Genomic DNA, 22,767 nt, shown 5'->3' with positions numbered 1-22,767 from the left:
GGGTGAACGGGCATGCGGAGGAACCGGATCGGGCGAGCGGGGCGAATGTCCGTTGATGTCACCGGGCAGTCGCATCGCGCTCCGAGACGCCCTCGGCCTGTCGCTCTCACTCCTCCGCGCCGCACGAGCTTCCGTCGGCCGGCAGTGAGCCGTACAGCAGGAAGTCGTCGACCTTCCGGTGCACACACCTGGAGGACCCGTATCCGGTGTGGCCCTCGCCCTTGTTGTCGAGGACGACCGCCGACGAGCCGAGCCGGGCCGCGGTCTCCGTGGTCCAGCGGTACGGGGTCGCGGGGTCGCCGCGGGTGCCGACGAGGAGCAGCTTCGGGGTGTCCACGTCGCGGACCTTCTCGCGGATGTAGGTGGTGCCCTTCGGGCGGCCGTAACACATCAGGACCTGGGTGAGGCGGTACTCGCCGAAGACCGGTGACGCCGCCTCGTACTCGGCGCGCAGCCGGTCGATGTTCTCGGTGACCTGGCCGGCGGTGGGCCGGTCGGGGTCGTCGGCGCAGTTGACGGCCATCAGCGCGGCCGGGAGGTTGTCGAAGGGAATGTCGCCCTCGTCGACCAGGCCCCCCTCCCCGTCCTCGGCGAGCCCGCCGTTGCCGGGGACCGTGATGCCGCCGGGCAGGGAGACGCCGCCGCCGGCGAACCGCATGATGCCCCGGGTGTCGCCGTCCTGGACCAGCGAGGTCAGCGCCTGCGAGAGGGCCGGCCACAGCTCCTTGCTGTAGAGCGCCTGAACGATGGCGCCCACCAGGTCCTGGCCGGAGAACGGTTCGCCGAAGTCACCCGGCACCGGGTCCTCGTCCAGCGAATCGACCAGCCGGACCACGTCCTCCCGGGCGGTGCGTGTGTCCTGTCCGAAGGCACAGTTGATGTCCTCGGTGCACCAGTCGAGGAAGCCATCGAGGGCTGTCTGCTGGCCCCGCGCGCCGACGATGCCCTGTTCGCTCAGTGGTTCGGTGAGGGTGTCCACGCCGTCGAGCACCAACCGGCCCGTCCTCTTGGGGAACTGGGCCGCGTACACAGCGCCCAGCCGCGTTCCGTACGAGAAACCGAGGTAGTTGAGCTTCTTGTCGCCGAGGGCCTCGCGCAGCACGTCGAGGTCGCGTGAGGCGTTGACCGTGCCTATGTGGGACAGCACGGGCCCGGAGTGCTCGGCGCATTCGGCGGCGACCCTGCGCAGCACGTCGAGGGCGGCCCGCGGATCGTCGCTCTCGTCCGCGTCGGGATCCGCCTCGTCCACGGCCTCGCCCGTCCCCTCGCCACAGCTGACCGGGGAGCTTCTGCCGACGCCGCGCGGGTCGAAGGTCACCACGTCGTAGCCGTCGGTCAGGCCCATGAAGTCCTCGCCGCCCGCGGCGAGTTCGCTGACTCCAGGCCCGCCGGGACCGCCGAAGTTCAGCACCACCGAACCCCTGGGCTTCCCAGTCGCGCGGATACGGGCCAGGGCGAGGTCGAGTGTCCCGGCGGCGGGTTTCGCGTAGTTGACCGGGACGGTGACCTTTCCGCACTGCAGATCCTTGGGCAGGCTGTCGCCCTCGCAGGCGGACCACTTGATCCGCTGGTCGTAGAAGCGGGACAGATCGGGGCGGTCGGTGTCCGCCGCGGCGACCGACGGCAGCCCCGCTCCCAGCAGGGCCAGCGTCACGGCGCCGGTGAACGAGCGGCGTTGATGCGTGGACAGCATGAAGCCTCCCGGGACGCCCCGGCGCGCAGCCGGGAATTCCCCCTCGATCACGATAAGGCGGCACCCCCGGCCACGCCTCCCGGCGGGCGGACCTGCGCCGGAGGCCTTACTCTGCGCGCCGCGCGCCCCACGGCGCGGCGTCACGACATCACGCCGGACAGTTCGACTGGAGCACCGCCCGTTGGGGTGAAAAATCGGCAACCCACTAACCCGCATCGCCCACCGGCGTTTTATCCGGTGCGGGTGAGTGCCCGCGACCATGTCTGGAAGGCAGGGAACCTATGAAACGGGTTGCCCGAAATGGTTTGATCATCGCGGCCGCCGCCTCCGGCGCCGTGGCCGTGACGATGCCGGTGTACGCGGACTCCGCGGCGGACGGCGGCACGGCACACTCGCCGGGGGTGATCTCCGGCAACACCATTCAGCTCCCGGTGCACGTTCCCGTGAACGTGTGCGGGAACACGGTGAACGTGGTCGGACTCCTCAACCCCGCAGTGGGCAACCGCTGCGCCAACGAGGGCGGCCACAGCAAGGGCGGCGACGGCAAGGGTGGTGCCCACGAGGGTTCCGCCGGTGCGGTCGCCGAGGGAGGGGCGAAGGATTCACCGGGTGTGATCTCCGGCAACGGCGTGCAACTCCCGATCCAGCTCCCCGTGAACGTCACCGGCAACTCGGTGAGCGTCGTCGGCATCGGCAACCCCGCCGTCGGCAACGAGTCCACGAACACCTCCGGAGAGCGGCCGCACCACCCGGGCAACCCGGTGTCGCCCCCCGCCCCGAAGCCGGTGGAGCCGCCGAAGAAGCCGGAGCGACCGGCGAAGCCGGAGAAGCCGGTGGTGGAGCCCGAGGCGCCGCGGGCCGTGCCGCAGGCGCCCGGAGCGTCCCTCGCCCAGACCGGCACGGACCTGATGGGTCCGACGGCCGCGGCCAGCGCCGCGCTGATGCTGGGCGGTGCCGCGCTGTACCGGCGCTTCCGTACGGCTGTCGCGCCCCGGCCCGGGCACGCCGGTGCGGGTGGGCCGGAGTCCGCGGACGGCTCCTGACCGGAGCCCGCGGCCGGTCGTGGGCCCGAGCAGGTGACCGTACGTCGACCTGGCCCGCGGTAGCCCACTCGGACCGCGGCCCGCGGACGGGGTCCCGGTCGCGGACGGATCCGTACCCACAGTCGTCCGCGTACCGCCGCCCCTCGGCAGTGCGCTGAATCGCGCCACGGCAGCACACCGCGTCGATTCTCGGCCGAGTGACACCTCCGAGGACGGAAGACCCCACCGGGCACACCGACCGGTGGGGTCTCCCTCTGACCGGCAGCGCTCACACGCCCGTCATGCCCGGCACGCGCTCAGGCCGCGGCACACCTGGTACGGCCCGGAACGCTGCTCAGGTCCCGGCACTCCCCATACGGCCAGGCGCTCATGAACCGGCCGGGGTCACGTCCTCGCGCAGCACGCTGTACAGCACGCCGTCCCGCCACCGCCCATCGCGGAACCCCGCACTGCGCAGCACGCCCTCGCGGGTGAACCCCGCCTTCTCCAGGGCCCGTTGCTCGGCGATGTTCTCCACGTCGGTGTCCGCCTCGATCCGGACCACCTGCGTGTGCGCGAACAGGTACTCGACCAGCAGCCGCTGCGCCCGCGTACCCACCCCCTTGCCACGGGCCTCGCGCAGCAGGGCGATCCCCATGTTCCAGTAGTACGAAGTGCGTGTGGCGACGATCTTGCGCCAGGCCACGAACCCCACCGCTTCTCCGTCGAGCTCCACGATCAGATGTCCCGCCTCGTCCGTGATCAGGCCCGTCTCGGCCCACTGCCGTCGCCAGCGTCCGGTGTCCCACCAGCCGTACCACTGGAAGGGCGAGGCCTCCTCCGGGTCGGTCAGGAACCGCTCCATCACGGTCAGGTCGTCCTCGCCCACCGGGCGCAGTGTCACGTGATCCATGAACGGCCAGCCTAGGCGGGGCCACCGGCCGTGTACTCCCTCCTGCGAATGACACTGGCTCATCGCGGCGCCACGGACCTCGGCCATCGGGAAGGATGCTGCGCGGATGCGGCCGGTCACCGCACTCCGCCTGCCGTGATCCGCCCGACCTCGACCTCTTCCCCCGCCTGCGACATCTTCCGAATCTTCCGACGAATGGAGCGCACAGATGACCCCTCCGAACCCCGAAGGCCTCGTCGTCACACAGGCCTCGCTCGACGACTGGCCGGTGATCAAGGAGTGGGCGGCCAACGAGGGGTGGGATCCGGGGGAGTCGGACGGCGCGTGCTTCTTCGCCCAGGATCCCGAGGGGTTCTTCCTCGGCAGGATCGACGGGGAGCCCGTCTCCGCGATCTCCGTCGTCAACTACGGTGCCGACTACGCCTTCCTGGGCTGCTATCTCGTACGCCCCGATGCGCGCGGTCGTGGTTACGGTCTCACCACCTGGAAGACGGCCCTCGCCCACGCGGGCGGCCGGACCGTCGGGCTCGACGGGGTGGTGGCGCAGCAGGGCAACTACCGCCAGTCGGGGTTCGAACTCGCCTACAAGACCTTCCGGTTCGGAGGCGTCCCGGCCACGAGGGAGTCCGCCGGAACCGGCGTCCGGGCCGCCGGGGCGGCGGACCTCGACGCGATCACCGCCTATGACAGCGCCTGTTACCCCGCCGACCGGGCGCGCTTCGTCGAGCACTGGATCAACGGGCCCGGGCATCGCGCCCTGGTCCGGATCGTCGACGGGCGGCTCACCGGCTACGGCGTGATCCGGCCCGCACTCACCTCGCTGCGCATCGGACCCCTGTTCGCCGACACCGCCGAGGACGCCCGCGCTCTGTTCGCCGCACTGGTCGGCGAGGCCGACGGCCGCCCGGTGTCCGTCGACATCCCCGAGACGAGTGCGGCGGGCGTCGCCCTGGCCGAGGAGTACGGTCTGACCCCGTCGTTCGAGACGGCCCGGATGTACACCGGCCCCGTCCGCCCGTACGCCACGGACCGGGTCTTCGGGGTCACGACACTCGAACTGGGTTAGCCGGAGGGGCGTCTGTCGGCCGTCGTGGTCTCGTCGCGGCGGCTGAACATCCACGCCATGCGGGGCTCCACGACGAACCGGAACACGGAGCGTACCGGGCCCGAGCACAGCACCGTGATGAGCGCCACGGCGGCCGCAGTGACGGCCAGTTCGCCGAGCGGGGTGCGCACCCAGGCATGGTCGTACCAGTCCCAGAAGCGGGATGCCTTGATGACGAAGCCGTGCAGCAGATAGCCGTACATCGTCCCGGCACCCAGCGCGGTGCACCACAGGTGCCGGCCCGGGATCCAGGCCAGGAAGCAGCCGGTCAGGACCAGCGCGAGCAGGAACAGAGCCGGGGTGGTGAACAGCCCAGCCCAGGCCGGCGCGCCCTGGCCCGTGACGCTGCCCCGGTGGTAGAACCATCCGGCGCTGAACCACGGCGCCACCGCGTACGCGGCACCGAGCGCCACCACGACCACCGGCAGGGCGAACAGCCGTACGCGCCAGGTGCGCAGCCGCTCGAAGTGCTCGGCGCGCAGCGTCAGTCCGAGCACGAAGAACGGCAGGAATCCCAGGATCCGTTGGATCGAGATGTCCCCGCCCAGGTCGGGTGAGACGGCGGCCAGTACGGCGAAACCCAGCGCGACCGGGACCGGGTGGCGCAGCGCCAGCCAGATCGGGGTCGTCAGCCGCCAGACGAACAGCGCGACCAGGAACCACATCACGTACCAGGGATCGAGCAGGCTGAACGGATAGCCCGGATCGTTCTGCGCCCAGCGGTAGAAGAGCGTGTAGGCGATCTCGAAGACGAGGTACGGAACGACGACGGTCGTCAGCAGCCGGCGCACCCGGCCCGGCGCCATGTCGAAACTCCGGGAGAAATAGCCGGAGATGAGCGCGAACGCCGGCATGTGGAAGGCGTACACGGTCAGATACGCGGCCGTCGCGGCTCTGCTGCCGTGGGTCAGCGGCTCCCACGCGTGACCGCAGACCACGAGCACGATGGTGAGGTACTTCGCGTTGTCGAAATACGGGTCTCTGCGGGCGGACGCCGGCTTGGCCCGCTTTTCGGGCAGGCGTTCCCGCAGAGCTACGGGCGCGGGGGCTGATAACTCTTGTGACACCACATCTCCTGGCCTCGGGGCGGGGGGAACCGATCCGTCCCGCCTGCCCCCTCTCGTACGGCTCAGTCGTCGCGTACGTTCGCTCCCCGCGCGGACAGCCGTTCGAAAGCGGCCTCCACGGCGCCCGGCAGCCGCTCCGGCTCGGCACCCGTCAGGGCGACGGCGGCCTCGTAACAGGCCTGGCGGACGGCGGCGGCGAGCACGGCTGTCTCCCGGTCGGCCCCGTGGCGCTCCAGCACGTCGATCGCCGCGGCCCCGTACGCGCGCCGCTTCAGCAGGCTGCGGGCGAGCAGTGCGGGATCCCCGCTGATCAGGCGTTCGTGCTCGGCAAGCCACCTGGTGTGCTCGGCGATGCTGCCCACCAGAGCCCTCAGGCCCGCGTGACCCGCGTCCAGCGCGCGGTCGAGTGAGGCGCCGATGGGGGCGAGGGTGGCGGCAGCGTGGTCGACGGCCGAGACGAGCGCCTCGTGGTGCTGCTCCTCGTCCGCGAAGAGGACTTCCTGCTTGTCGACGAAGTAGCGGAAGAAGGTCGTCCGGCCGACTTCGGCACGCCGGGCGATGTCGGCGACGGTGACCACTTCGAAGCCGTGCTCGACGAAGAGCTTCATGGCCGCGTCGATCAGGGCCCCACGGGTCCGTAGCCGCTTCCGCTCCCGGCGTCTGCACCTTCGACCCCGGTCTGATGCCGGGCACCGGACTCGCCCGCGAGGCGGGGCAGCTGGACCGCCTCGCCTGGAAGAGCCTGCTGCACCTCACCCGCGTCCATCCCGGCTCGACCAACCCGCGCGCGTCCGGCCGCAAACTCGCCGAGGCGGCCGTCGGCGTGCCGGTCGCCCCGTCCGGGAGCAATCTCGACCGCGGCCGTCCCGTCCGGTCCTCGCCAACGTCGTACGACCCCGCCCGCGAGACCGAGCTCTGGCAGGAACTGGAACGGCTGATCGCCGCCAAGGGTGCCTATCCCTCCGCGTGATGGAACCGCCGGTGCAGGGCTCGCACCTCGTCGGCCAGCTCCGGGACCGGGCCCTCGACGCGTACGCCGGGTGCCACCTCCTGGATCGGCAGCGGGCGGACCGGGGCAGCAGGGACGCCCAACTCCCCGAGCCATGACGACAGTTGCTCGGACGACGCCACATACACGATGCGGCCGAGGCCCACCCAGCCGTGCGCCGCCGCGCACATCGGGCAGTGCTCGCCGGACGTGTAGACCGTCGCGGCGGCCCTCTCCTCCGGCGTCAGATGCGCCGCCGACCAGCGGGCCAGCTCGAACTCCGGGTGGCGGGTGCGGTCTCCGGAGGCCACCCGGTTGTGGTCCTCGGCATGGACCGTGCCGTCCGCGCCCACGAGCACCGACCCGAACGGCTCGTCACCGGAGTCCAGCGCCTCGGCCGCGAGCTCCACACAGCGGCGCAGATGCTTCAGCTCGGCTTCACTCACCATGCCGTACCAGCCCTCCTGTTGACCTTGGGCCGACCGTACTCAACTCCGTGCGGCGCCGCGAGGGAAAGCGTGCCGACGTCCAGCGGCCACGATCGTCAGCGTCAGCGTGACCAGCAGGAACGTAGTCCAGGGGAGCGCGTCGGCGCCAGGGCCCGCCAGGATCAGACCGCCGATGAGGGAACCGGCCGCGATGCCCGCGTTGTAGACCGTGGTCTGCAGCGAGGCGGCCACATCGGCGTTCGCGGGACCGGAGGCGTCGACCAGCGCGGTCTGGATGAGCGTCGGCGTGCCGCCGAACGCCGCGCCCCACAGCGCGACCGAGACCAGGAGCGCGGCTCCATGACCGGCGTACCTGCCCAGCGCGAGCATCGCTGACGCGAGCAGAGCGAGCGCACCCAGCAGGGTCCGGCGCGGACAACGGTCGATCAACAGCCCGGTGAGCCAGATCCCGACGACGGTCGCGGCACCGAACACCAGCAGCACCGGCCCGGTACGGCCGAAGCCCGTGTGCTCCGAGAACGGCGCCACGTACGGGTACATCACCTGATGGCCGACGAGCCGCGTAAGCGTGACGGACAGGACCGTGCCGATGCCGGGCAGCGCGGCGACACGAGGCAACGGCACCCGTTCGTCACGCGCCTCACCGGGAAAGCCCGGCACCCGGCGGCGTATCCACACCACGAGCAGCACGGCCGGCAGCGCGAGCGCGGCGAAGGCCGCACGCCAGCCGAGTGCGTCGGCCGGCTCCGTACCCGCGGGAAGACCCAGGGAGAGCGCGAGCGTGATGCCCGCCAGCACGATCACGATGGCCCGGCCGCGCCGCTCGGCCGGCACCATCCGGGGCAGCAGGCCCGCCGGAAGGGAAACGTTCACATCAGTGTGAGGGCAAGTCGGGCCGCCGGACGCCGAGGCGGGTCCGCAGGGTGCCGGAGCCGTCAGCGGATCTCGTCGGCTCCGGCGTACGGGTGCGGGCCGGTGAGTGGCCTGCCCTCGGTGAACCGGTCGAGGGCGAGTCGGCGGTGGGGGCCGCCGGGTCGCGGGAGCCGCGGGTGCCGCGGGAGTCGCCGAACTGGACCAGATCCGTGACCAGCGGCGACCACCTGCACACCAGCGACGCGGGCCGGGATGCGGGGTGGCCAACTCCGCCTCCGCCGGCAGCACAGCGTGGCGTCCGAATCCCGCCAGCACCGGTGATCGGGACACCCCAGGATGAGGAGTGGAACGAAAGCGTATGAAAGGGAGGCCGAGATGACCGTCTTTACGACGACCGACAGCCCACTGGGCGAGCTGCTGCTGGTCGGTGAAGAGGCCCTGGACGGAGTGACGTTGACGTCGCTGTTCATGCCGGGGCAGCGGAACGCCCCCGCCGTGAAGCCCGGTTGGCGGCGCGACCCTGACCGCTTCGCGGACGTCGTACGGCAGCTGACCGCCTACTTCGCCGGTGAACTCGCCGAGTTCGACATCGAGTTCACCCCGGGCGGTACGGACTTCCAGCAGCGCGTGTGGCATGCGCTGGAGGAGATCCCGTACGGCACGTCGACCACGTACGGCGCGCTCGCCGAGCGGCTCGGCGTGCCCCGCGAACGGATCCAGGCGCTGGGCGCGGCGATCGGAGCGAACCCCCTGCTGCTGGTGCGCCCGTGTCACCGTGTGATCGGCGCGGACGGCACCATGCGCGGTTACGCCGGAGGTGTGGAGCGCAAGGTCCGGCTCCTCACCCACGAGGGCGTCCTGCAGCCCACCCTCCTCTGACCCCTGAGGCACCTCTCACCATGAACAACACCACAGGCCCGGCGGCCCGGGTCGCGGCGCAGGACTGGGCCGCCCTGACCGACGAACTCGACGAGCACGGCAACGCTCTCACCGGACAACTCCTCACCCCCGGGCAGTGCCACGAGATCGCCGCCCTGTATGACGAGGACGACCGATTCCGCGCGACGATCGACATGGCCCGCCATCGCTTCGGCTCCGGCCAGTACCGCTACTTCACGCATGAACTGCCTGATGTCGTAAGGAAGTTGCGCGAGGCGTTCTACCCGCGGCTCCTGCGCGTCGCCCGCGACTGGGCCGAGAGGCTGGGACAACCCGCGCCCTGGCCCGACACGTTGGGGGAGTGGGTGGAGCGGTGCCACTCGGCCGGACAGTCCAAGTCCGCCCAGATCCTGCTGCGTTACGGGCCCGGCGACTGGAACGCCCTGCACCGGGACGTGTTCGGCGACCTGCTCTTCCCGCTCCAGGTCGTGATCGGCCTCGACGCCCCGGGCACCGACTTCACGGGCGGCGAGTTCGTCATGACCGAGCAGCGCCCGCGCGCCCAGTCCAGGGGATCGTCCACGACCCTGCCCCAGGGCCACGGCCTGATCTTCACCACCCGCGACCGGCCCGTGGCCTCCAGGCGGGGCTGGTCCATCGGGCCCATGCGGCACGGGGTGAGCACGGTCCGCTCCGGGCGGCGACGCACCCTCGGACTGGTCTTCCACGACGCCAAATGATCACCCGGTCGGCGCCCCGGGACACCCACTCGCCCGAAACTCCGTTGCCCGCCCGTCCCACGGATGCTGGAGTGGCGTAATGGATCACGCAGCGGTACTGGCACTGTTCGACCGGGACATGCGCGAGGGCGCGCGCCCCTTCGGCCTCGACTCCGTGGTGGAGCGTGTCGGAGCGGTGGTGCGGCACGTCGGACCCGAGAAGGGCTGGAACGGGGTGCTCTGGTCCGACCTCTCGGAGACCGACGCGGACGCGGCGATCGCCGAGCAGGTGCGCCATTTCACGGGCCTGGGCCGGGAGTTCGAGTGGAAGCTGTACGGGCACGACCGGCCCGTCGATCTGGGCCGACGGCTGCGCGCGGCCGGCTTCACGGCCGAACCCGAGGAGACGCTGGTGATCGCCGAGGTCGGCGAGCTGGACCTCGACGTCCGGCTGCCGGAGGGCATCGAACTGCGGCCCGTCACCGACGCCGCGGGCGTCGACCTCGTGGCCGACGTCCATGAGCAGGCCTTCCACGGCACGGACAGCTCCCGGCTCCGGCACCTGCTGCTCACCCAGCTGGCCGAAGAGCCGGACACGGTGGTCGCCGTCGTGGCCCTCGCCGACGGCGTGCCGGTGAGCTCGGCCCGCATGGAACTCACTCCCGGCACATGGTTCGCGGGACTGTGGGGCGGCGGCACCGTCGAGGCCTGGCGCGGCCGCGGCATCTACCGCGCCCTGGTCGCCCACCGCGCCCGTATCGCCGCCGACCGCGGCTACCGCTACCTCCAGGTCGACGCCTCCGACGACAGTCGCCCCATCCTCGAACGACTCGGCTTCGCCCCGCTGACGACGACCACGCCGTACGTGTACGCGGCCTCGTAGCCGGGAGCGGACACGTCACTCGGGCAGGACAGCGCCGTCTCACAGATCGAGCTGGTACTCCACCGCCTTGTGCGTCGGCAGATAGCCGAGCCTGTCGTTGATGCCGCGCATGTGCGCGTTGCTGTCGGCCGTGTCCGTGAGCAGGCCGCCGAGTTCCGGATGGTGTTCGCGGGCCTGCCGGATGGACTGAGCCTTCATCCACAGGCCGAGACCGTGGCCGCGGTGTTCGGGCAGTACACCGGTTCCGTAATGCTGTGCGTCGCCTCGGCCGTCGCCGGGAACGACGAGTTCGGAGAAGCCGACGACCGACCCGCCCGAGGCATCCAACACGGCCACGGTGCGCAGCAGTTCACCCCGCTTGGCGATCGCCTCTGCGGCCGAGTGGACCCGGTCCACGTCCCAGACCACCGTGCCGTAGTCGGTGCCGTCCATCGGCATGTCGTCCATGGCCCGGCGCGAGTGGGCGAAGGTGAGGGCCAGTTCGGGCGGCACCGTGCCCTCCCACTGGATCAACCGGTAGCCCTCATGGGGCTGTTCGGCGATCTCGTCGATGCGGTGGAGGTCGGCGTCGGCCAGCGGGAGCCGGGCGTACGTCAGCGCCAGCACCCTGCGGAAGCCGCGCGCCGCCAGGAAGAGGTCGCCGGGGGAACCGGCCTCGGCCTGGGCGAGAACGGTGCGGCGCCGCTCGTCCCGCGCCGCCGCGACGGCCGCGTCCAGGAGGCCGCCGCCGACACCGCGCCGGCGCTCCGTCCGGTGCACGGCGATCTCCAGTTCGGCGAGATGCTTCTGCCCTTCCTTGGCGAACAGTCGCAGAAAGGCGGACCCGACCGGTGCCCCCTCGTCGTCGGACGCGAGCCATGCCAGACGGCGGCTCGACGCGCTGGGCTGCGGATCGGTGAGTGCGGTGATGCGGTGGAGCAAGGCGTCTCCGTCACGGTTGAGGTGCGGTGCGGGCTGCGGGGGGAAACCCGCAGACGCTAGCCGTGACGGAGAACGACCTGCAACAGCTTTTCCTACGGTGACGCGCCATGCGGCTGACGGCGGACACCTCGTGGAGCTTCGGCGTCCGGGGCGCCGCGAGCTGTCGTGGTCAGCGGCGCCCTGCCTTCGACCGGTCCAGGGCCGCGACACCGAACGCCGCGAGTCCGATCTGGATCAGCCACTCGATCCAGTCCACTCCGTTGGTGTCGGACACGTCGAACGCGTTGGCCAGTGCCGAACCGATGAGCGCGGCCACGATGCCGACCGCGATCGTCCACAGGATGCCGATGCGCTGACGGCCCGGAACAACGAGCCGGCCCAGCACACCGATGATGATGCCGATCACGATGGCACTGATAATGCCCGAGATCTCCATCTCAGCCCCTCTTCGCCCCTCTTCGTCATACTCCTTACCTCTACAAGTGCCCCGTCGGCGTGAGTGCAGTCCGGGCGGTTCTCCTCAGCCGGCGCCGTTTCCGGTCCAGCCGGTGACTGCCAGGACCTCCCGCGCGATGTCGATCACCTCGCGGTCGTCCGTGACCACCCGTACGGTGTCCGCGGGCGCCCGTTCCTCCAGCAGGCGGGCCTTGTTGGTGCTGCCCCGCAGCTCCTGTTCCAGCTCGGAACCCAGCTCGCGCCCCTTCAGCCGCTTGGCGGCGGTGGCGTCGGAGGCGGTGAGGAGCACCCGTACGAGCCGTACGTCCTCGCCCATCGCCCGCTCGAACATGCCCGCGGCCTCGGTCAGCACGCTCACGGTGTTCGTGTAGATGAGGCGCCGGTGGCCGAGTTCGGCGAAGTTCCCCCACACCGCCGCCAGATTGCGTTCGGTGATCCCTGCCCGGTGCGGGTCGTCCTCCGGCGCCGGATGCACCTGCCCCATGAAGTCGCCCTCCAGCACGGCGTGGGCGACCTGCGCCCGTCGCAGCCGGGCCGAGACCTCCCAGCCCACCGTCGACTTCCCGACACCCGCGCGCCCACCGATGAGCAGAACCTCCACATGATCCATGGGAGCAGCCTGCCAGCCGGGGGCGGGCTCACGCGATCGAGAACCGCCCGAAGGGTTACGCGGCGCCGCCGGTCAGGCTCCACGTCCGCAGGGTTGTCGGCCGCCCCCGTGACGTCCGCAGGACGGGCTCGTCGTCGGTGAGCGTGAAACCGGTGGACCGGGCGACGGCGATGCTGGCCGCGTTGCCCTCCTCGATGCACAGCACCACGCGCCGCGCTCCCGTATGGCGCACGGCGTACGCGGAGAGGAGGTGGACGGCCCGGGAGGCCAGCCCACGGCCCCGGTGGGCGGCTCCCACGCCGTACGCGATCTCGACGTCCCGCTCGTCGGCCTTGCTGCGGAACAGCAGCACCTCGCCCCGGGGCAGGACCCCGTCCGTGGTGATCGCGAGCTGCACCTTGCGTCCCTGCGCCCGCGCCTCCAGGGCCTCCGTGAGATACATCTGCGCCGCGACGGTGTCGAACGGCGAGGCCACCGGCGTCCAGCGGGCGATCTCCGGGTCGTCGTACACCTCGACCAGGGCGGGGATGTCCTCCTCGGACCATTCGCGCAGGTGAATACCCTCTCCTTCGAGCCGCAGGTACGGAGGCGGGGCGAGTGTCAGCGGGCTGTCCATGAGGTGATCCTGCCTCGCGCGTGGACGGGCGGCCAAGGGTGCGTGAGTGTCGCTCACCGCACGACGGAGCGCCCCAGATCGGCGAGCCCCCGGTCGGGAGCGGTCGCGCGGCGCACGGCCTCGCGGATCACCGACACGGGATCGTCCAGGTGGTAGATCCGCTCCGACGGCTCGATGCCGTCCAGGAACTCCTGGTAGCGGACCGCGTACGCGAGATGCGCGAGCGGCTCGGCGACGGCGAGGGCGCGGGCCGGGTCGCTGCCCGGCACCTGCTCCAGCCACGCGTCCACCCAGACACGGGCGGCGCCCGCTCGCACGGCCTCGGGAAGGAATGCGTGCACTCGCAGCGCGTCCAGGACCGGATTGCCCCAGTGCGCGTCGGCGAAGTCGACGACCACCGGCGGTCCGCCGTCGCTGCGCCAGTTGCCGGGGTGGAAGTCGCCGTGCACGACCGTGTCCGGCAGACCGCACTCGTCGAGCAGTCGCCAACGGTCCGTCAACTCCCTTGCCACGTCCAGCTCATGGACGGTCAGCCCGCCGGAGACAGGGCCGTCGAGCAACTCCAGGACCCGCTCGGCGAAGACGGACGTACGCCGGTCCGGCAGGCTCGCGGGCCGTTCCTCCGGCCGTGCGGCGAGGGTCGCCTGCGCCACGACGAATCGCCGCAGCCCGGAGGCGGCGGTGTCCGCCGACGCCTGCCAGCAGTCCTCGCCGGGGATGTGCTCCATCAGCACGCGCCCGTCGGCGGAGCCGAGGACGGTCGGGACCAGGCCCGGATCGACGCGGGCGAACGCGGCGATGACCGCCGCCTCGTCCGAGGCGAAGTGCGGAGTGGCCTTGAGCCAGACCGGGCCCCGGTCGGTGGGAAGCCGGAAGAGCCCGGCCAGGTTCCAAGTACGGCGCTGCTCCACCGGCCCGGTCACCGGGCGGCCCGCCCCGGCCAGCGTGCGCGTCGACCAGTCGAACAGCTCTCGGAGCCCGTCGATCCGCGCCCAGGGCGCCCGCAGCGGGTCCAGCCCGTGCAACGGCCTTGGATCCGCCGGGAGTTGGAGCAGTAGGCCAGGGCGGTCCAACGCCTCGACGTGGTACGTCACATGGCCGTCGCGCCCGCCCTCACCGCCGTCCACGGACAGTAGCCGGACCACCAACACCCGCACCCCGAGCGCCTGTTGCAGACGCCGGACGACCGGCTCGACCTCGGACCACCACGGCACGTCCACGGAGAAGGGGCCGACGGCGCCGAGGAAGTCCTCACCCGACGTCACCCACGCACTGAAAGTTCGGCTCACCGCGACAGTCTGAGCGAGCCGCCCGTACGCGGCCAGCGAATATCGCCGGGGTACCCCGGATGGCAGACGGCGCCGGACGGGATGGCGGAGGGCGCCGTACGATTGACATGCAGGTAATTGCCTGCATAACGTTGAGTGTGCGATCGGATGGCGGATGAGGAGCCGGAACGGGAGGGCGGACCAGTGCCGGGCAAGGACGCGCAGACGGACCAGGTCTTCAAGGCGCTGGCCGACGGGACGCGCAGACGGCTGCTCGACAGGCTGCACGAGCACAGCGGGCAGACGCTGGGGGAGCTGTGCGAGCACATCGACATGACCCGCCAGTCGGTCACCCAGCACCTGGCCGTCCTGGAGGCGGCCAACCTGGTCAGCGCGGTGCGGCGCGGCCGGGAAAAGCTGCACTACCTCAACCCCGTACCGCTCCACGAGATCCAGGAGCGGTGGATCGACAAGTTCGAGCGCCCGCGTCTGCGCGTGCTCAGCGCGGTCAAACGACGAGCCGAGGAAGACATGAGCGACAAGCCGACATTCGTGTACGTCACCTACATCGCCAGCACGCCCGAGAAGGTCTGGGACGCGCTCACCGACGCCGACCTGACCGCCTCGTACTGGGGTCACAGCAACGTCTCCGAGGACTGGCGCCCCGGATCCCGGTGGGAGCACCGGCGCATCGACGGATCGGGGATCGCCGACGTGGTCGGCACCGTCGTGGAGAGCGAGCGGCCCACCCGGCTGGTGGCCACCTGGGCCTCGCCCGAGGACGAGGGCCAGGAGGACAAGTACTCCAGGGTCACCTACGACATCCGGCCGCACGGCGGGATCGTCCGGCTCACCGTCACGCACGAGGACCTGGCCGACGAGACCGCGGTCAAGGAGGTGTCCGCCGGCTGGCCCGCCGTCCTGGCCAACCTGAAGTCGCTCCTGGAGACCGGCAGTCCGCTGCCGCAGGAACCGTGGCTGGTGCCGTAGCGCCGACCGGCGCGGCGTGCGTCGGCCGGCCCGCGGTGTGAACGCGCGGACCGGCCGACGGTCCTCATCGGCGCAGACGTCCTGCTACGTCTGTGATGTGTTCTTCGCGGACGTGGCCGCGCAGATGAACCCCAGCACCACGGCGAGAACGCCGATGATGATGTTGTTGAGCACGACGCCCGCGTCGGGGCTCTCGCCGACGATCCACGGCGAGATGATCATCCACGTACCCATGGCGCACATGGCCCAGCTCAGGCCGTACACCCGGGTCGGGGTGGTGGTGAATCCGAGGGCCAGAACGCCTATCGCGATGCCCATGATGAGGTTGTGCGTCACGAGTGCGGGCTGGCTTGTCGTGTAGTGGAGTATCCACGGGGAGGCGGCGCAGTACAGACCGAGCAGGAACACCGGTCCGTCCACTAGCGCCACATCGCGACCACCGAGCATGCGGGCGTAGCGATCCCGCATTTCGGATACATCAGGGTGGCTGGCTATGTCACCTCTGGTGTTCGAGACGTTGGCCATGACTCGACTCCTTTGTCTCTGCAGGCCTGACCGCGACTGTGCGGTATGCGGTAGACGCCGCGTATATACATTCTGCTCTTATTTCTTCTTTATGTGTAGAGGTGGGCGGGTCGGAGGAGGCAGGAGTCGCGTAGTCCGCACGCAGACAGCGACGCAGCCGGTACAGCCCGCGTCGGGCATGGCTCTTGACCGTCCCCAGCGGCCAGCCGGTGCGCTGGGCGATCTGGGCCTGGGTGAGGTCCTCGTAGAACGTCAGACGCAGGACCCGTTGCTGGGCCGAGGGCAGCCTGGCCATCTCCCGCCGGATCAGGATCCGGTCGAGGACGGCTTCGGGCCGTTCCTCCAGGGGATCGGTGAGCGCCAGGACGGATCCCGCCCGGGCGATGAGCTCAGTGCGGCGCGTCCGGGCCGCCAGCGCGTCGGCGATCCGGCGTCTGGTGATGCCCACGATCCAGGCCGCGACCGCGCCGCGTTCGGGCCGGTAGCCGTGACGACCGCGCCACACCCCCAGGAAGACCTGCTGGGTGACGTCCTCGGCCTCCCTCGCGTCACCCAGCGCACGCCAGGCGAGCGTGTGGACCAGCGCGGACCACCTGCGGTGGACGGCGGCAAGACAGGCCTCGTCGCCGTCGGCCAGGCCGCGGGCCAACTCCTCGTCGCTGAGCGGCTCCTGGTTGCTGGACGACTCCTTCGAACGAACCCTTGAGGGGGTGTCACCCTCCGCCGTGACCACCGGCTGTTCGGACATCGCACGTCCGGTCATGATCATGGCTCCTCGCGTCGTGCCCCGGTGCGGCCATCGTCGGAGCCGGGCCGTGAGGTGATCAATACGCATCGATTCTGCGTCGTATAGTCGGCCCATGCACGAGCCGACGGACGGGCGGAACCGCCCGGACGACACCTCTCCGAAAGCGGCCGAGTCGGTCGAGGCGGCCGATACGGGAATGACGACCGGGGCGGTGGCCCGCCGGCTCGGGGTGTCGCCGACCACGGTGCGCTCGTGGGACCGCCGCTACGGCCTGGGCCCCGCCGTCCGCGCCGACGGACGCCACCGCCGCTGGACGCCCCGGGACGTCGCGATGCTGGAGGCGATGTGCCGGCTCACCTCCGCCGGGGTCCCGCCCGCCGAGGCGGCACGCGCCGCCAGACAGGAGGCCGGTGAGGCGAGGGCCGTCAAGGAGAGGGCCGTCAACGCGGAGGCTGCGAAAACCCCGAAAGAGTGGGTCGCCGAAGAGAAGGCCGCCAAGGAGACGATCGGCTCGCCCTCGCCCTCGCCCTCGCCCTCGCCCTCGCCCGACCGGACCGCCCACGTGTGCTCACCCGCCGCCGGGGACCGGCCGCCCACGGCGGGCCCGCCGCTTCCCGGTGACATCCGCCAGGAGTGCCGTGGTCTGGCCCGGGCCGCTGTCCGGCTCGACGCCCCGGCCGTGGACGGCCGGTTGACCTCGGCCGTCGAGCGATACGGCCTCACGGTCGCCTGGCAGGACGTGATGGTTCCGACGCTGCACGCCGTCGGCCGCAGATGGGAGTCGTCCGGCGACCGGTATGTCGAGGTCGAGCATCTGCTGTCCTGGCACATCTCCACCACGCTCCGCCGCGTCACACCGCCCCCGCGACCGGGCACGCCGGAGACCGCCGCGGGGCCCGTGGTCCTGGCCTGCGTGCCCGGCGAGCAGCACACCCTGCCGCTGGAGGCGCTGAACGCCGGACTCGCCGAACACGGCCTGCCCACCCGGATGTTCGGCGCGGCCGTGCCCGCGGAGGCGCTGACCGCGGCGGTACGGCGCCTGGGGCCCTCGGCCGTCGTCCTGTGGGCCCAGGCACGCTCCACGGCGAGCATCCCGCTGGCCCGCCACGTGGCATCCACGCACTGGGGCGTGAAGGGCGCTCGCAGACATCCGACGCTCGTGCTGGGTGGCCCGGGATGGGCCGGGCGATCGGCGCAGGGCATGTTCCGGCCGCCGAGCCTGCACGACGCACTGGCCGTCCTCGCGGCCCGCTACGAGAACAGCGTGCCGGGACCGGCGGACTGACGGGCCGGTGGGCCGGCAGGCCGGCGGATCCTCAGGCCCGCCCGCGAGCATGTCTGAAACGGGCCAGCCCGTCGGCGAGTTCGACGATCGGGCCGGGATAGTCGTAGGCGGCGCGTTCGAGCCCCTTGAGTTTCCACGGCTCGTGCACGGCTGCCCCGCCGAGCCCTTCGAGTTCGGGCACCCAGCGCCTGACGTACGTGCCGTCCGGGTCGTACCGCTTGCCCTGGAGGACCGGATTGAGGACCCGGTTGGGCCGGGTGTCGGTGCCGGTTCCCGCCACCCACTGCCAGTTGAGCTGGTTGTTCGCGATGTCGCCGTCCACCAGCAGTTCGAGGAAGTGACGGGCGCCGACCCGCCAGTCGACGTACAGCGTCTTCGTGAGGAAGCTCGCGGTCAGCAGGCGTCCCCGGTTGTGCATCCAGCCCTCGTACCGCAGTTGGCGCATGGCGGCGTCGACAACGGGATAGCCGGTCCGGCCCTCCTTCCAGGCGTCGATGTCCTGCGCGGCCGACGTCTGTGACCGCCACAGATCGCGCCGGGTGCGGTAGTCCGCCGTCGCGGCGTCGGGCCGTGCGGCCAGCACCTGGTGGTGGAAGTCCCGCCACGCGAGCTGCCGTACGAACGCCTCGGCGCCCGGTCCGCCCGCCCTCCGCGCCCGGTGGACGAGCTCGACGGGGGACAGTGTGCCGAAGTGCAGGTGCGGTGAGAGGCGCGAGGTGGCGTCCCCGGGCAGGTCGTCGTGGCGATCCTCGTACGAGCCGATCCCGCCCCGCAGCCAGGCCGTCAGCCGTTTCCTGCCCTCCGTCTCGCCGCCCGCGGCCAGCCCCTCCGACAGGCCGGACAGCTCGCCGCGCCGGGGGAGTGCCTCCGAACCGATGCCCTCCTGTACGGGCACGGTGCGGGGTGCGCCGAGCACGTCGCGCGGGTGCTGCCGGGCCCAGTGCCGGAAGTACGGCGTGAAGACGGCGAAGTGGTCCGAGGCGGCCGGGGTCACGGTCCCTGGTGCCAGCGCGGTGATCACCGTGTCGTGGACGTGCAGTCGGCGCCCCTCCGACTCCAGGGCGGTGCGCAGTCGTTCCTCGCGCCGGTGGGCGTAGGCGCTCGCACCGGCCGCCATGTGCACCTCGTCGGCGTCCGTCTCCGTGACCACCCTGCACACCTGGTCGACGACATCGCCGGACCGGAGCACGAGACGGCCGCCGCGCTCGCGCAGCCCCGCATCGAGATCCCGCAGACAGTCGGTGAGGAACGCCAGCCGGTTCGGAGCGGCGAATCCGGCCTCGTCGACGGCCCGGTCACGGACGAACAGGGGCACCACCGCGCTGGAGCCGTCGAGCGCCGCGCGGAGCGGCGGATGATCGTGAAGGCGCAGGTCGGAGGTGAACAGGACGACCGAGACGTTCATGGCATGACTCCGGAATTCCGGGACGGGATGGGACGGCGACGGCGATGGGGTGGGGGCGGGGGCCGGAAGGGACAACGGGCCAGGGCGAGAGGGCGGGACGACGGGCCGGGCGGCGCCGTGTGGCGAGGAGGGGGTTCCGGTCGGAGAGCCAGGCGAGGCGCTCGTCAGCCGTGCGAGCGTCCCCGTCGGCTGTCGGCTGTCGGGCATCGGGCGGCAGGCGTTGGGCGTCGGGCATCAGCCACCGGGCGTGCCGAGCCGTGCCGGCGCGGGCTCCGTCCTGGCCGCGGTCCGGGCGATGTTGCGGGCCATGCCGCCGAACACGACCGCGTGGAACGGCGACACGCTCCACCAGTAGGCGTGGCCGAGCAGCCCGTGGGGATGGAAGAGGGCGCGTTGGCGGTAACGGACGCCGCCGTCGTCGTCCGTGTCGACGTACATCTCCAGCCACGCGAGGCCCGGCAGCCGCATCTCGGCGCGCAGCCGCAGCAGGCGCCCTCGTTCGATCTCCTCGACGCGCCAGAAGTCGAGCGAGTCGCCGACCCGCAGGCGTGCCGCGTCGCGGCGCCCCCGGCGCAGGCCCACCCCGCCGGCCAGCCGGTCCAGCCAGCCGCGCACAGCCCAGGCGAGGGGGAAGGAGTACCAGCCGTTGTCACCGCCGATGCCCTCGATCACCCGCCACAGGGCCTCGGGCCGGGCGTCGACCGCCAGCTCGCGCCGGTCCGTGTAGAGGCTGCCGCCCGCCCAGTCGGGGTCGGTGGGCAGCGGGTCACTCGGGGCACCCGGCACCGAGGCGGACGACCAGCGCGTGGTGACCCGCGCCTCCCTGACGCGTCGCAGGGCCAGCCGCACCGACTCCTCGAAGCCGATCGGCCCGCCCGGCGGGTCGGGCACAAGGCGGGCGATGTCGTGCTCGTGGCAGACGACCTCGTGGCGCAGCGACTCCGTGAGCGGGCGCGCGATGGAGTTCGGTACGGGCGTGACCAGTCCGACCCAGTGGCTGGAGAGGCGGGGCGTCAGGACCGGCACCGGCACGATGAGCCGACGGGGCAGGCCCGCGACCGCCGCGTATCTGACCATCATCTCCCGGTACGTCAGGATCTCCGGGCCGCCGATGTCGAAGGCCCGGCTGACGTCCTCCGGCATCCGCGCGGCGCCCACCAGCGTGCGCAGCACGTCCCGTACCGCGATGGGCTGGATCCGCGTACGGACCCAGCTCGGAGTGACCATCACCGGCAGCCGCTCGGTGAGATAGCGCAGCATCTCGAAGGAGGCCGAACCCGAACCGATGATGACCGCAGCGCGCAGTACGGTCGTCGGCACACCGGAGTCCAGCAGGACGCGGCCGACCTCGGCACGGGACCGCAGGTGAGGCGACAGTTCCTCCTCCGGCACCCCGGCGGGGGTGAGCCCGCCCAGATAGACGATCCGGCGTACGCCCGCCGCGCGGGCCCGCTCCCCGAAGGTGCGCGCAGCCCTGCGGTCGGTCTCCTCGAAGCCCTTGCCCGTGCCGAGCGCGTGCACCAGGTAGTACGCGACGTCGATGTCCCGCATCGCCCCGGCGACGGACTCGGGGTCCGTGACGTCCCCGCGCACCACCTCGACGTCGCCCGCCCACTCGTGGTCCCGGAGGGCGCCGGGGGAGCGGGCCATGCAGCGCACCCGGTGGCCCGCGGCGAGGAGCTCCGGGACGAGCCGGCCGCCGATGTATCCCGTCGCGCCCGTCACCAGGCACCGCAGCCCGCCTTCGGAGACGTCACCGCTCATGAGCTCTCAGCCTTCCGTGTGGTGTCCCCCTCCTGATCACTTCCCTCGTGAAGGCCCCGACGGATGCGCCGACCGGGACACTGCGGCCATCCGGGTCACGGGCGCCGGCACATGTCTTCGCAGATCGGGGGCAGACGAGGTCCAGAAGAGAGTCGTCGGTCGATGCCGGAGGTGGCTGCCGTCATGAGCGCCAAGGTGCTGGAGCGGTTTCCCGCGGGAGCCCCGCGCGGATCGTGGCCCGCGGAGGAGTACGCGGCCCGGCGTCGTGCCGAGGGTGAGCCCGCGGCGGTCGTGATGGACCTGGAGTCGGACGCCTTCCTCGTGGTGGTCCCGGCGCTCGACGAGGACTGATTCCGCGACTGGTTCCGCACGGGCGGGCGCCGTCTCGGGGCGAGTGCGGCCGGCGCCGTGTCACGGCCGGCCGGTCACCGTTCCCCCGAGTGCCGCCGCCCGGGCCACGAAGGCCTCGTGCAGATCGTGGGCGGCCCGCGGCACCGACTCCGCCTTGCGGCGCTGCAGCATCAACAGCACCCGCGTCGAGTCGTCGGCCAGCGGACGGCAGACGATCGAGCCCTGCCGTTCCAGCGGATCGCCGATCACGCTGAAGTCGGGCAGTACCGTGGCCCCCAGCCCTTCCGCGACCATCAGCTTGCCCATCTCCGCGCCGTCGGTCGAGTAGGAGAAGGACGGCTCACGGTCGCCCAGCAGCCGGTGGACGTAGCGGTGCATCACATAGCCGGAGCGCATCGCGATGAGCGGTTCGGCGAGCAGCTCGGACACCGGCACCACCGGGAGCGACGCGAGCGGACTGTCCGGCCGCACACACACCACCGGCCGCCCGCGCAGCAGCTCGGTCGAGTCGAAGTCGGCGGCCACGTCGTCACCCTCCAGGTGATTCACCAGACCCAGGTCGAAGCCGCCCTCCAACAGGGTCCGGTGGATCTCCGACTGCTGGGCGCCGACGACCTCCACCTGCGTCGCCGGATGCGTCGCGCGGAACTCCCGTACGGCCGGAATGAGCAGTGGCACCGTCGCCGCGTTCACCGTTCCGACGCGCACCATGCGACTGATGCGGTGCTGTTCGCCCGCGGCGCCCCGCAGCCGGTCCACCGCGTCGAGGACGTTGATGATGTGCGGCAGCAGCTCCCGACCCTCATCGCTCATCTTCGCGCCGGACCGCTTGCGCTCCAGGAGATCGACCCCGAGTTCACGCTCCAGATTCCGCACGGTCTCGCTCAACGCGGGCTGGGAGAGATGGAGTTCCTCGGCGGCCCGGCGCAGCGAGCCGAGCCGCGTGACCGCCGTGATGTATTCCAGCTGCTCTATTCGCACCCCAGCAGAATGCTGTGCACGCACCGCCCTGTTCAAGGGCTGCCCTGTCACGCCTTCGTGAAATTCGCCGGTCCGCGATGCGAGACCGATCGGGTATTCCTTGACGGTCAGGACCGACGGCTGCCACGATCGGGAACATGATGATGCGACTGGACCTCACGCGGCGACGCCATGTCGACCTCGCGCGTGTCTCCAGCGCCACCTGTTGCTCCGCGGCCTGATCCACCGGATCCGCTGCGCCTCTCATCCCCCTCTT

At 71.5% G+C, this 22,767-nt stretch carries 25 protein-coding genes and 1 pseudogene; 10 read left to right on the top strand and 16 right to left on the bottom strand.

Features of this window, described 5'->3' with window-relative positions; genetic code table 11:
• Positions 1-106: 106 nt before the first annotated feature.
• Positions 107-1,693, bottom strand: coding sequence for an alpha/beta hydrolase (locus ACH4YP_RS28090; protein ID WP_398493229.1), 1,587 nt, complete (start codon positions 1,691-1,693; stop codon positions 107-109).
• Between the two features lie 281 nt (positions 1,694-1,974).
• On the opposite strand from ACH4YP_RS28090, the gene ACH4YP_RS28085 reads away from it, so the two are divergent.
• Positions 1,975-2,736, top strand: coding sequence for a chaplin (locus tag ACH4YP_RS28085; protein WP_398493227.1), 762 nt, complete (start codon positions 1,975-1,977; stop codon positions 2,734-2,736).
• Positions 2,737-3,103: 367 nt separating this feature from the next.
• Here ACH4YP_RS28085 and ACH4YP_RS28080 read toward each other — a convergent pair whose 3' ends face one another.
• Positions 3,104-3,628: a GNAT family protein gene (locus tag ACH4YP_RS28080; RefSeq protein ID WP_361053625.1), complete on the bottom strand. Its 525-nt coding sequence runs from the start codon at positions 3,626-3,628 to the stop codon at positions 3,104-3,106.
• 208 nt (positions 3,629-3,836) lie between these two features.
• Here ACH4YP_RS28080 and ACH4YP_RS28075 point away from each other — a divergent pair, with 208 nt between their 5' ends.
• Positions 3,837-4,694, top strand: a complete 858-nt coding sequence (locus tag ACH4YP_RS28075) for a GNAT family N-acetyltransferase (RefSeq protein WP_398493226.1) — start codon at positions 3,837-3,839, stop codon at positions 4,692-4,694.
• Here the strand turns inward: ACH4YP_RS28075 and ACH4YP_RS28070 are convergent.
• Together ACH4YP_RS28070 and ACH4YP_RS28065 are read right to left on the bottom strand one after the other, a co-directional pair.
• Positions 4,691-5,764, bottom strand: a complete 1,074-nt coding sequence (locus tag ACH4YP_RS28070) for an acyltransferase family protein (RefSeq protein WP_361053878.1) — start codon at positions 5,762-5,764, stop codon at positions 4,691-4,693. The two genes, ACH4YP_RS28075 and ACH4YP_RS28070, sit on opposite strands and share 4 nt — an antisense overlap.
• A gap of 98 nt (positions 5,765-5,862) precedes the next feature.
• On the bottom strand, positions 5,863-6,420 hold the full coding sequence (locus ACH4YP_RS28065; RefSeq protein ID WP_398493404.1) for a TetR family transcriptional regulator: 558 nt from the start codon (positions 6,418-6,420) through the stop codon (positions 5,863-5,865).
• Positions 6,421-6,482: 62 nt separating this feature from the next.
• On the opposite strand from ACH4YP_RS28065, the gene ACH4YP_RS28060 reads away from it, so the two are divergent.
• Positions 6,483-6,770: a hypothetical protein gene (locus ACH4YP_RS28060; protein ID WP_398493224.1), complete on the top strand. Its 288-nt coding sequence runs from the start codon at positions 6,483-6,485 to the stop codon at positions 6,768-6,770.
• On the opposite strand, the gene ACH4YP_RS28055 is transcribed toward ACH4YP_RS28060, so the two are convergent.
• On the bottom strand, positions 6,755-7,237 hold the full coding sequence (locus ACH4YP_RS28055; protein ID WP_398493222.1) for a nucleoside deaminase: 483 nt from the start codon (positions 7,235-7,237) through the stop codon (positions 6,755-6,757). The two genes, ACH4YP_RS28060 and ACH4YP_RS28055, sit on opposite strands and share 16 nt — an antisense overlap.
• Before the next feature lie 39 nt (positions 7,238-7,276).
• Positions 7,277-8,110, bottom strand: coding sequence for an MFS transporter (locus tag ACH4YP_RS28050; RefSeq protein ID WP_398493220.1), 834 nt, complete (start codon positions 8,108-8,110; stop codon positions 7,277-7,279).
• A 375-nt stretch (positions 8,111-8,485) separates the two neighbouring features.
• Here ACH4YP_RS28050 and ACH4YP_RS28045 point away from each other — a divergent pair, with 375 nt between their 5' ends.
• From ACH4YP_RS28045 to ACH4YP_RS28035, 3 genes are all read left to right on the top strand, one after another.
• Positions 8,486-8,989 (top strand): methylated-DNA--[protein]-cysteine S-methyltransferase, encoded by a 504-nt coding sequence (locus tag ACH4YP_RS28045; protein ID WP_398493218.1) that lies wholly within the window; start codon positions 8,486-8,488, stop codon positions 8,987-8,989.
• A 20-nt stretch (positions 8,990-9,009) separates the two neighbouring features.
• Positions 9,010-9,729, top strand: a complete 720-nt coding sequence (locus ACH4YP_RS28040; protein ID WP_398493216.1) for a 2OG-Fe(II) oxygenase — start codon at positions 9,010-9,012, stop codon at positions 9,727-9,729.
• 79 nt (positions 9,730-9,808) lie between these two features.
• On the top strand, positions 9,809-10,591 hold the full coding sequence (locus tag ACH4YP_RS28035) for a GNAT family N-acetyltransferase (RefSeq protein ID WP_398493214.1): 783 nt from the start codon (positions 9,809-9,811) through the stop codon (positions 10,589-10,591).
• Between the two features lie 39 nt (positions 10,592-10,630).
• Here ACH4YP_RS28035 and ACH4YP_RS28030 read toward each other — a convergent pair whose 3' ends face one another.
• The 5 genes from ACH4YP_RS28030 to ACH4YP_RS28010 all read right to left on the bottom strand — a co-directional run bounded on the left by ACH4YP_RS28030 (position 10,631) and on the right by ACH4YP_RS28010 (position 14,483).
• Positions 10,631-11,512: a GNAT family N-acetyltransferase gene (locus ACH4YP_RS28030; RefSeq protein ID WP_398493212.1), complete on the bottom strand. Its 882-nt coding sequence runs from the start codon at positions 11,510-11,512 to the stop codon at positions 10,631-10,633.
• A gap of 169 nt (positions 11,513-11,681) precedes the next feature.
• Positions 11,682-11,948 carry a GlsB/YeaQ/YmgE family stress response membrane protein gene (locus ACH4YP_RS28025; protein ID WP_361053652.1) on the bottom strand — a complete coding sequence of 89 codons (267 nt, stop codon included), beginning with the start codon at positions 11,946-11,948 and terminating at the stop codon, positions 11,682-11,684.
• Between the two features lie 84 nt (positions 11,949-12,032).
• Positions 12,033-12,578: a hypothetical protein gene (locus ACH4YP_RS28020; RefSeq protein ID WP_398493210.1), complete on the bottom strand. Its 546-nt coding sequence runs from the start codon at positions 12,576-12,578 to the stop codon at positions 12,033-12,035.
• Positions 12,579-12,633: 55 nt separating this feature from the next.
• A complete protein-coding gene (locus ACH4YP_RS28015) occupies positions 12,634-13,194 on the bottom strand; it encodes a GNAT family N-acetyltransferase (RefSeq protein WP_398493208.1) in 561 nt (186 codons plus the stop codon).
• Positions 13,195-13,247: 53 nt separating this feature from the next.
• Positions 13,248-14,483: an aminoglycoside phosphotransferase family protein gene (locus ACH4YP_RS28010; RefSeq protein ID WP_398493206.1), complete on the bottom strand. Its 1,236-nt coding sequence runs from the start codon at positions 14,481-14,483 to the stop codon at positions 13,248-13,250.
• A gap of 147 nt (positions 14,484-14,630) precedes the next feature.
• Between ACH4YP_RS28010 and ACH4YP_RS28005 the strand changes: the two genes are divergently transcribed.
• Positions 14,631-15,452: an ArsR/SmtB family transcription factor gene (locus ACH4YP_RS28005; protein WP_398493204.1), complete on the top strand. Its 822-nt coding sequence runs from the start codon at positions 14,631-14,633 to the stop codon at positions 15,450-15,452.
• Positions 15,453-15,536: 84 nt separating this feature from the next.
• Here the strand turns inward: ACH4YP_RS28005 and ACH4YP_RS28000 are convergent, their stop codons facing one another.
• Together ACH4YP_RS28000 and ACH4YP_RS27995 are read right to left on the bottom strand one after the other, a co-directional pair.
• Complete coding sequence (locus tag ACH4YP_RS28000) at positions 15,537-15,977, bottom strand: SPW repeat protein (RefSeq protein ID WP_398493202.1); 441 nt, start codon at positions 15,975-15,977, stop codon at positions 15,537-15,539.
• A gap of 133 nt (positions 15,978-16,110) precedes the next feature.
• Positions 16,111-16,725: pseudogene (locus ACH4YP_RS27995) on the bottom strand (sigma-70 family RNA polymerase sigma factor); the annotation flags it as partial.
• Between the two features lie 112 nt (positions 16,726-16,837).
• Between ACH4YP_RS27995 and ACH4YP_RS27990 the strand changes: the two are divergent.
• Entirely contained in the window at positions 16,838-18,010 is a 1,173-nt protein-coding gene (locus ACH4YP_RS27990; protein WP_398493201.1) for a MerR family transcriptional regulator, read from the top strand.
• 31 nt (positions 18,011-18,041) lie between these two features.
• Here the strand turns inward: ACH4YP_RS27990 and ACH4YP_RS27985 are convergent, their stop codons facing one another.
• Complete coding sequence (locus ACH4YP_RS27985) at positions 18,042-19,415, bottom strand: cryptochrome/photolyase family protein (RefSeq protein WP_398493199.1); 1,374 nt, start codon at positions 19,413-19,415, stop codon at positions 18,042-18,044.
• 234 nt (positions 19,416-19,649) lie between these two features.
• On the bottom strand, positions 19,650-21,179 hold the full coding sequence (locus ACH4YP_RS27980) for an SDR family oxidoreductase (protein ID WP_398493197.1): 1,530 nt from the start codon (positions 21,177-21,179) through the stop codon (positions 19,650-19,652).
• 162 nt (positions 21,180-21,341) lie between these two features.
• On the opposite strand from ACH4YP_RS27980, the gene ACH4YP_RS27975 reads away from it, so the two are divergent.
• A complete protein-coding gene (locus ACH4YP_RS27975; protein ID WP_361053679.1) occupies positions 21,342-21,530 on the top strand; it encodes a hypothetical protein in 189 nt (62 codons plus the stop codon).
• 60 nt (positions 21,531-21,590) lie between these two features.
• On the opposite strand, the gene ACH4YP_RS27970 is transcribed toward ACH4YP_RS27975, so the two are convergent.
• Positions 21,591-22,511: a LysR family transcriptional regulator gene (locus ACH4YP_RS27970; protein WP_398493195.1), complete on the bottom strand. Its 921-nt coding sequence runs from the start codon at positions 22,509-22,511 to the stop codon at positions 21,591-21,593.
• Positions 22,512-22,648: 137 nt separating this feature from the next.
• On the opposite strand from ACH4YP_RS27970, the gene ACH4YP_RS27965 reads away from it, so the two are divergent.
• Positions 22,649-22,732: a putative leader peptide gene (locus ACH4YP_RS27965; protein WP_398493402.1), complete on the top strand. Its 84-nt coding sequence runs from the start codon at positions 22,649-22,651 to the stop codon at positions 22,730-22,732.
• Positions 22,733-22,767: the final 35 nt, after the last annotated feature.

This window comes from Streptomyces sp. NPDC020747 (assembly GCF_044334695.1).
GTDB lineage: Bacteria > Actinomycetota > Actinomycetes > Streptomycetales > Streptomycetaceae > Streptomyces.
This window is presented reverse-complemented; position numbering and strand designations above follow the sequence as displayed.

What these genes read in the sequence shown, in the direction of transcription:
- ACH4YP_RS28090 (WP_398493229.1), bottom strand. Translation starts at nt 1,693, where the DNA reads ATGCTGTCCACGCATCAACGCCGCTCGTTCACCGGCGCCGTGACGCTG.
- ACH4YP_RS28085 (WP_398493227.1), top strand. Translation starts at nt 1,975, where the DNA reads ATGAAACGGGTTGCCCGAAATGGTTTGATCATCGCGGCCGCCGCCTCC.
- ACH4YP_RS28080 (WP_361053625.1), bottom strand. Translation starts at nt 3,628, where the DNA reads ATGGATCACGTGACACTGCGCCCGGTGGGCGAGGACGACCTGACCGTG.
- ACH4YP_RS28075 (WP_398493226.1), top strand. Translation starts at nt 3,837, where the DNA reads ATGACCCCTCCGAACCCCGAAGGCCTCGTCGTCACACAGGCCTCGCTC.
- ACH4YP_RS28060 (WP_398493224.1), top strand. Translation starts at nt 6,483, where the DNA reads ATGCCGGGCACCGGACTCGCCCGCGAGGCGGGGCAGCTGGACCGCCTC.
- ACH4YP_RS28055 (WP_398493222.1), bottom strand. Translation starts at nt 7,237, where the DNA reads ATGGTGAGTGAAGCCGAGCTGAAGCATCTGCGCCGCTGTGTGGAGCTC.
- ACH4YP_RS28045 (WP_398493218.1), top strand. Translation starts at nt 8,486, where the DNA reads ATGACCGTCTTTACGACGACCGACAGCCCACTGGGCGAGCTGCTGCTG.
- ACH4YP_RS28040 (WP_398493216.1), top strand. Translation starts at nt 9,010, where the DNA reads ATGAACAACACCACAGGCCCGGCGGCCCGGGTCGCGGCGCAGGACTGG.
- ACH4YP_RS28035 (WP_398493214.1), top strand. Translation starts at nt 9,809, where the DNA reads ATGGATCACGCAGCGGTACTGGCACTGTTCGACCGGGACATGCGCGAG.
- ACH4YP_RS28025 (WP_361053652.1), bottom strand. Translation starts at nt 11,948, where the DNA reads ATGGAGATCTCGGGCATTATCAGTGCCATCGTGATCGGCATCATCATC.
- ACH4YP_RS28020 (WP_398493210.1), bottom strand. Translation starts at nt 12,578, where the DNA reads ATGGATCATGTGGAGGTTCTGCTCATCGGTGGGCGCGCGGGTGTCGGG.
- ACH4YP_RS28015 (WP_398493208.1), bottom strand. Translation starts at nt 13,194, where the DNA reads ATGGACAGCCCGCTGACACTCGCCCCGCCTCCGTACCTGCGGCTCGAA.
- ACH4YP_RS28005 (WP_398493204.1), top strand. Translation starts at nt 14,631, where the DNA reads ATGGCGGATGAGGAGCCGGAACGGGAGGGCGGACCAGTGCCGGGCAAG.
- ACH4YP_RS28000 (WP_398493202.1), bottom strand. Translation starts at nt 15,977, where the DNA reads ATGGCCAACGTCTCGAACACCAGAGGTGACATAGCCAGCCACCCTGAT.
- ACH4YP_RS27990 (WP_398493201.1), top strand. Translation starts at nt 16,838, where the DNA reads ATGCACGAGCCGACGGACGGGCGGAACCGCCCGGACGACACCTCTCCG.
- ACH4YP_RS27985 (WP_398493199.1), bottom strand. Translation starts at nt 19,415, where the DNA reads ATGAACGTCTCGGTCGTCCTGTTCACCTCCGACCTGCGCCTTCACGAT.
- ACH4YP_RS27980 (WP_398493197.1), bottom strand. Translation starts at nt 21,179, where the DNA reads ATGAGCGGTGACGTCTCCGAAGGCGGGCTGCGGTGCCTGGTGACGGGC.
- ACH4YP_RS27975 (WP_361053679.1), top strand. Translation starts at nt 21,342, where the DNA reads ATGCCGGAGGTGGCTGCCGTCATGAGCGCCAAGGTGCTGGAGCGGTTT.
- ACH4YP_RS27965 (WP_398493402.1), top strand. Translation starts at nt 22,649, where the DNA reads ATGATGATGCGACTGGACCTCACGCGGCGACGCCATGTCGACCTCGCG.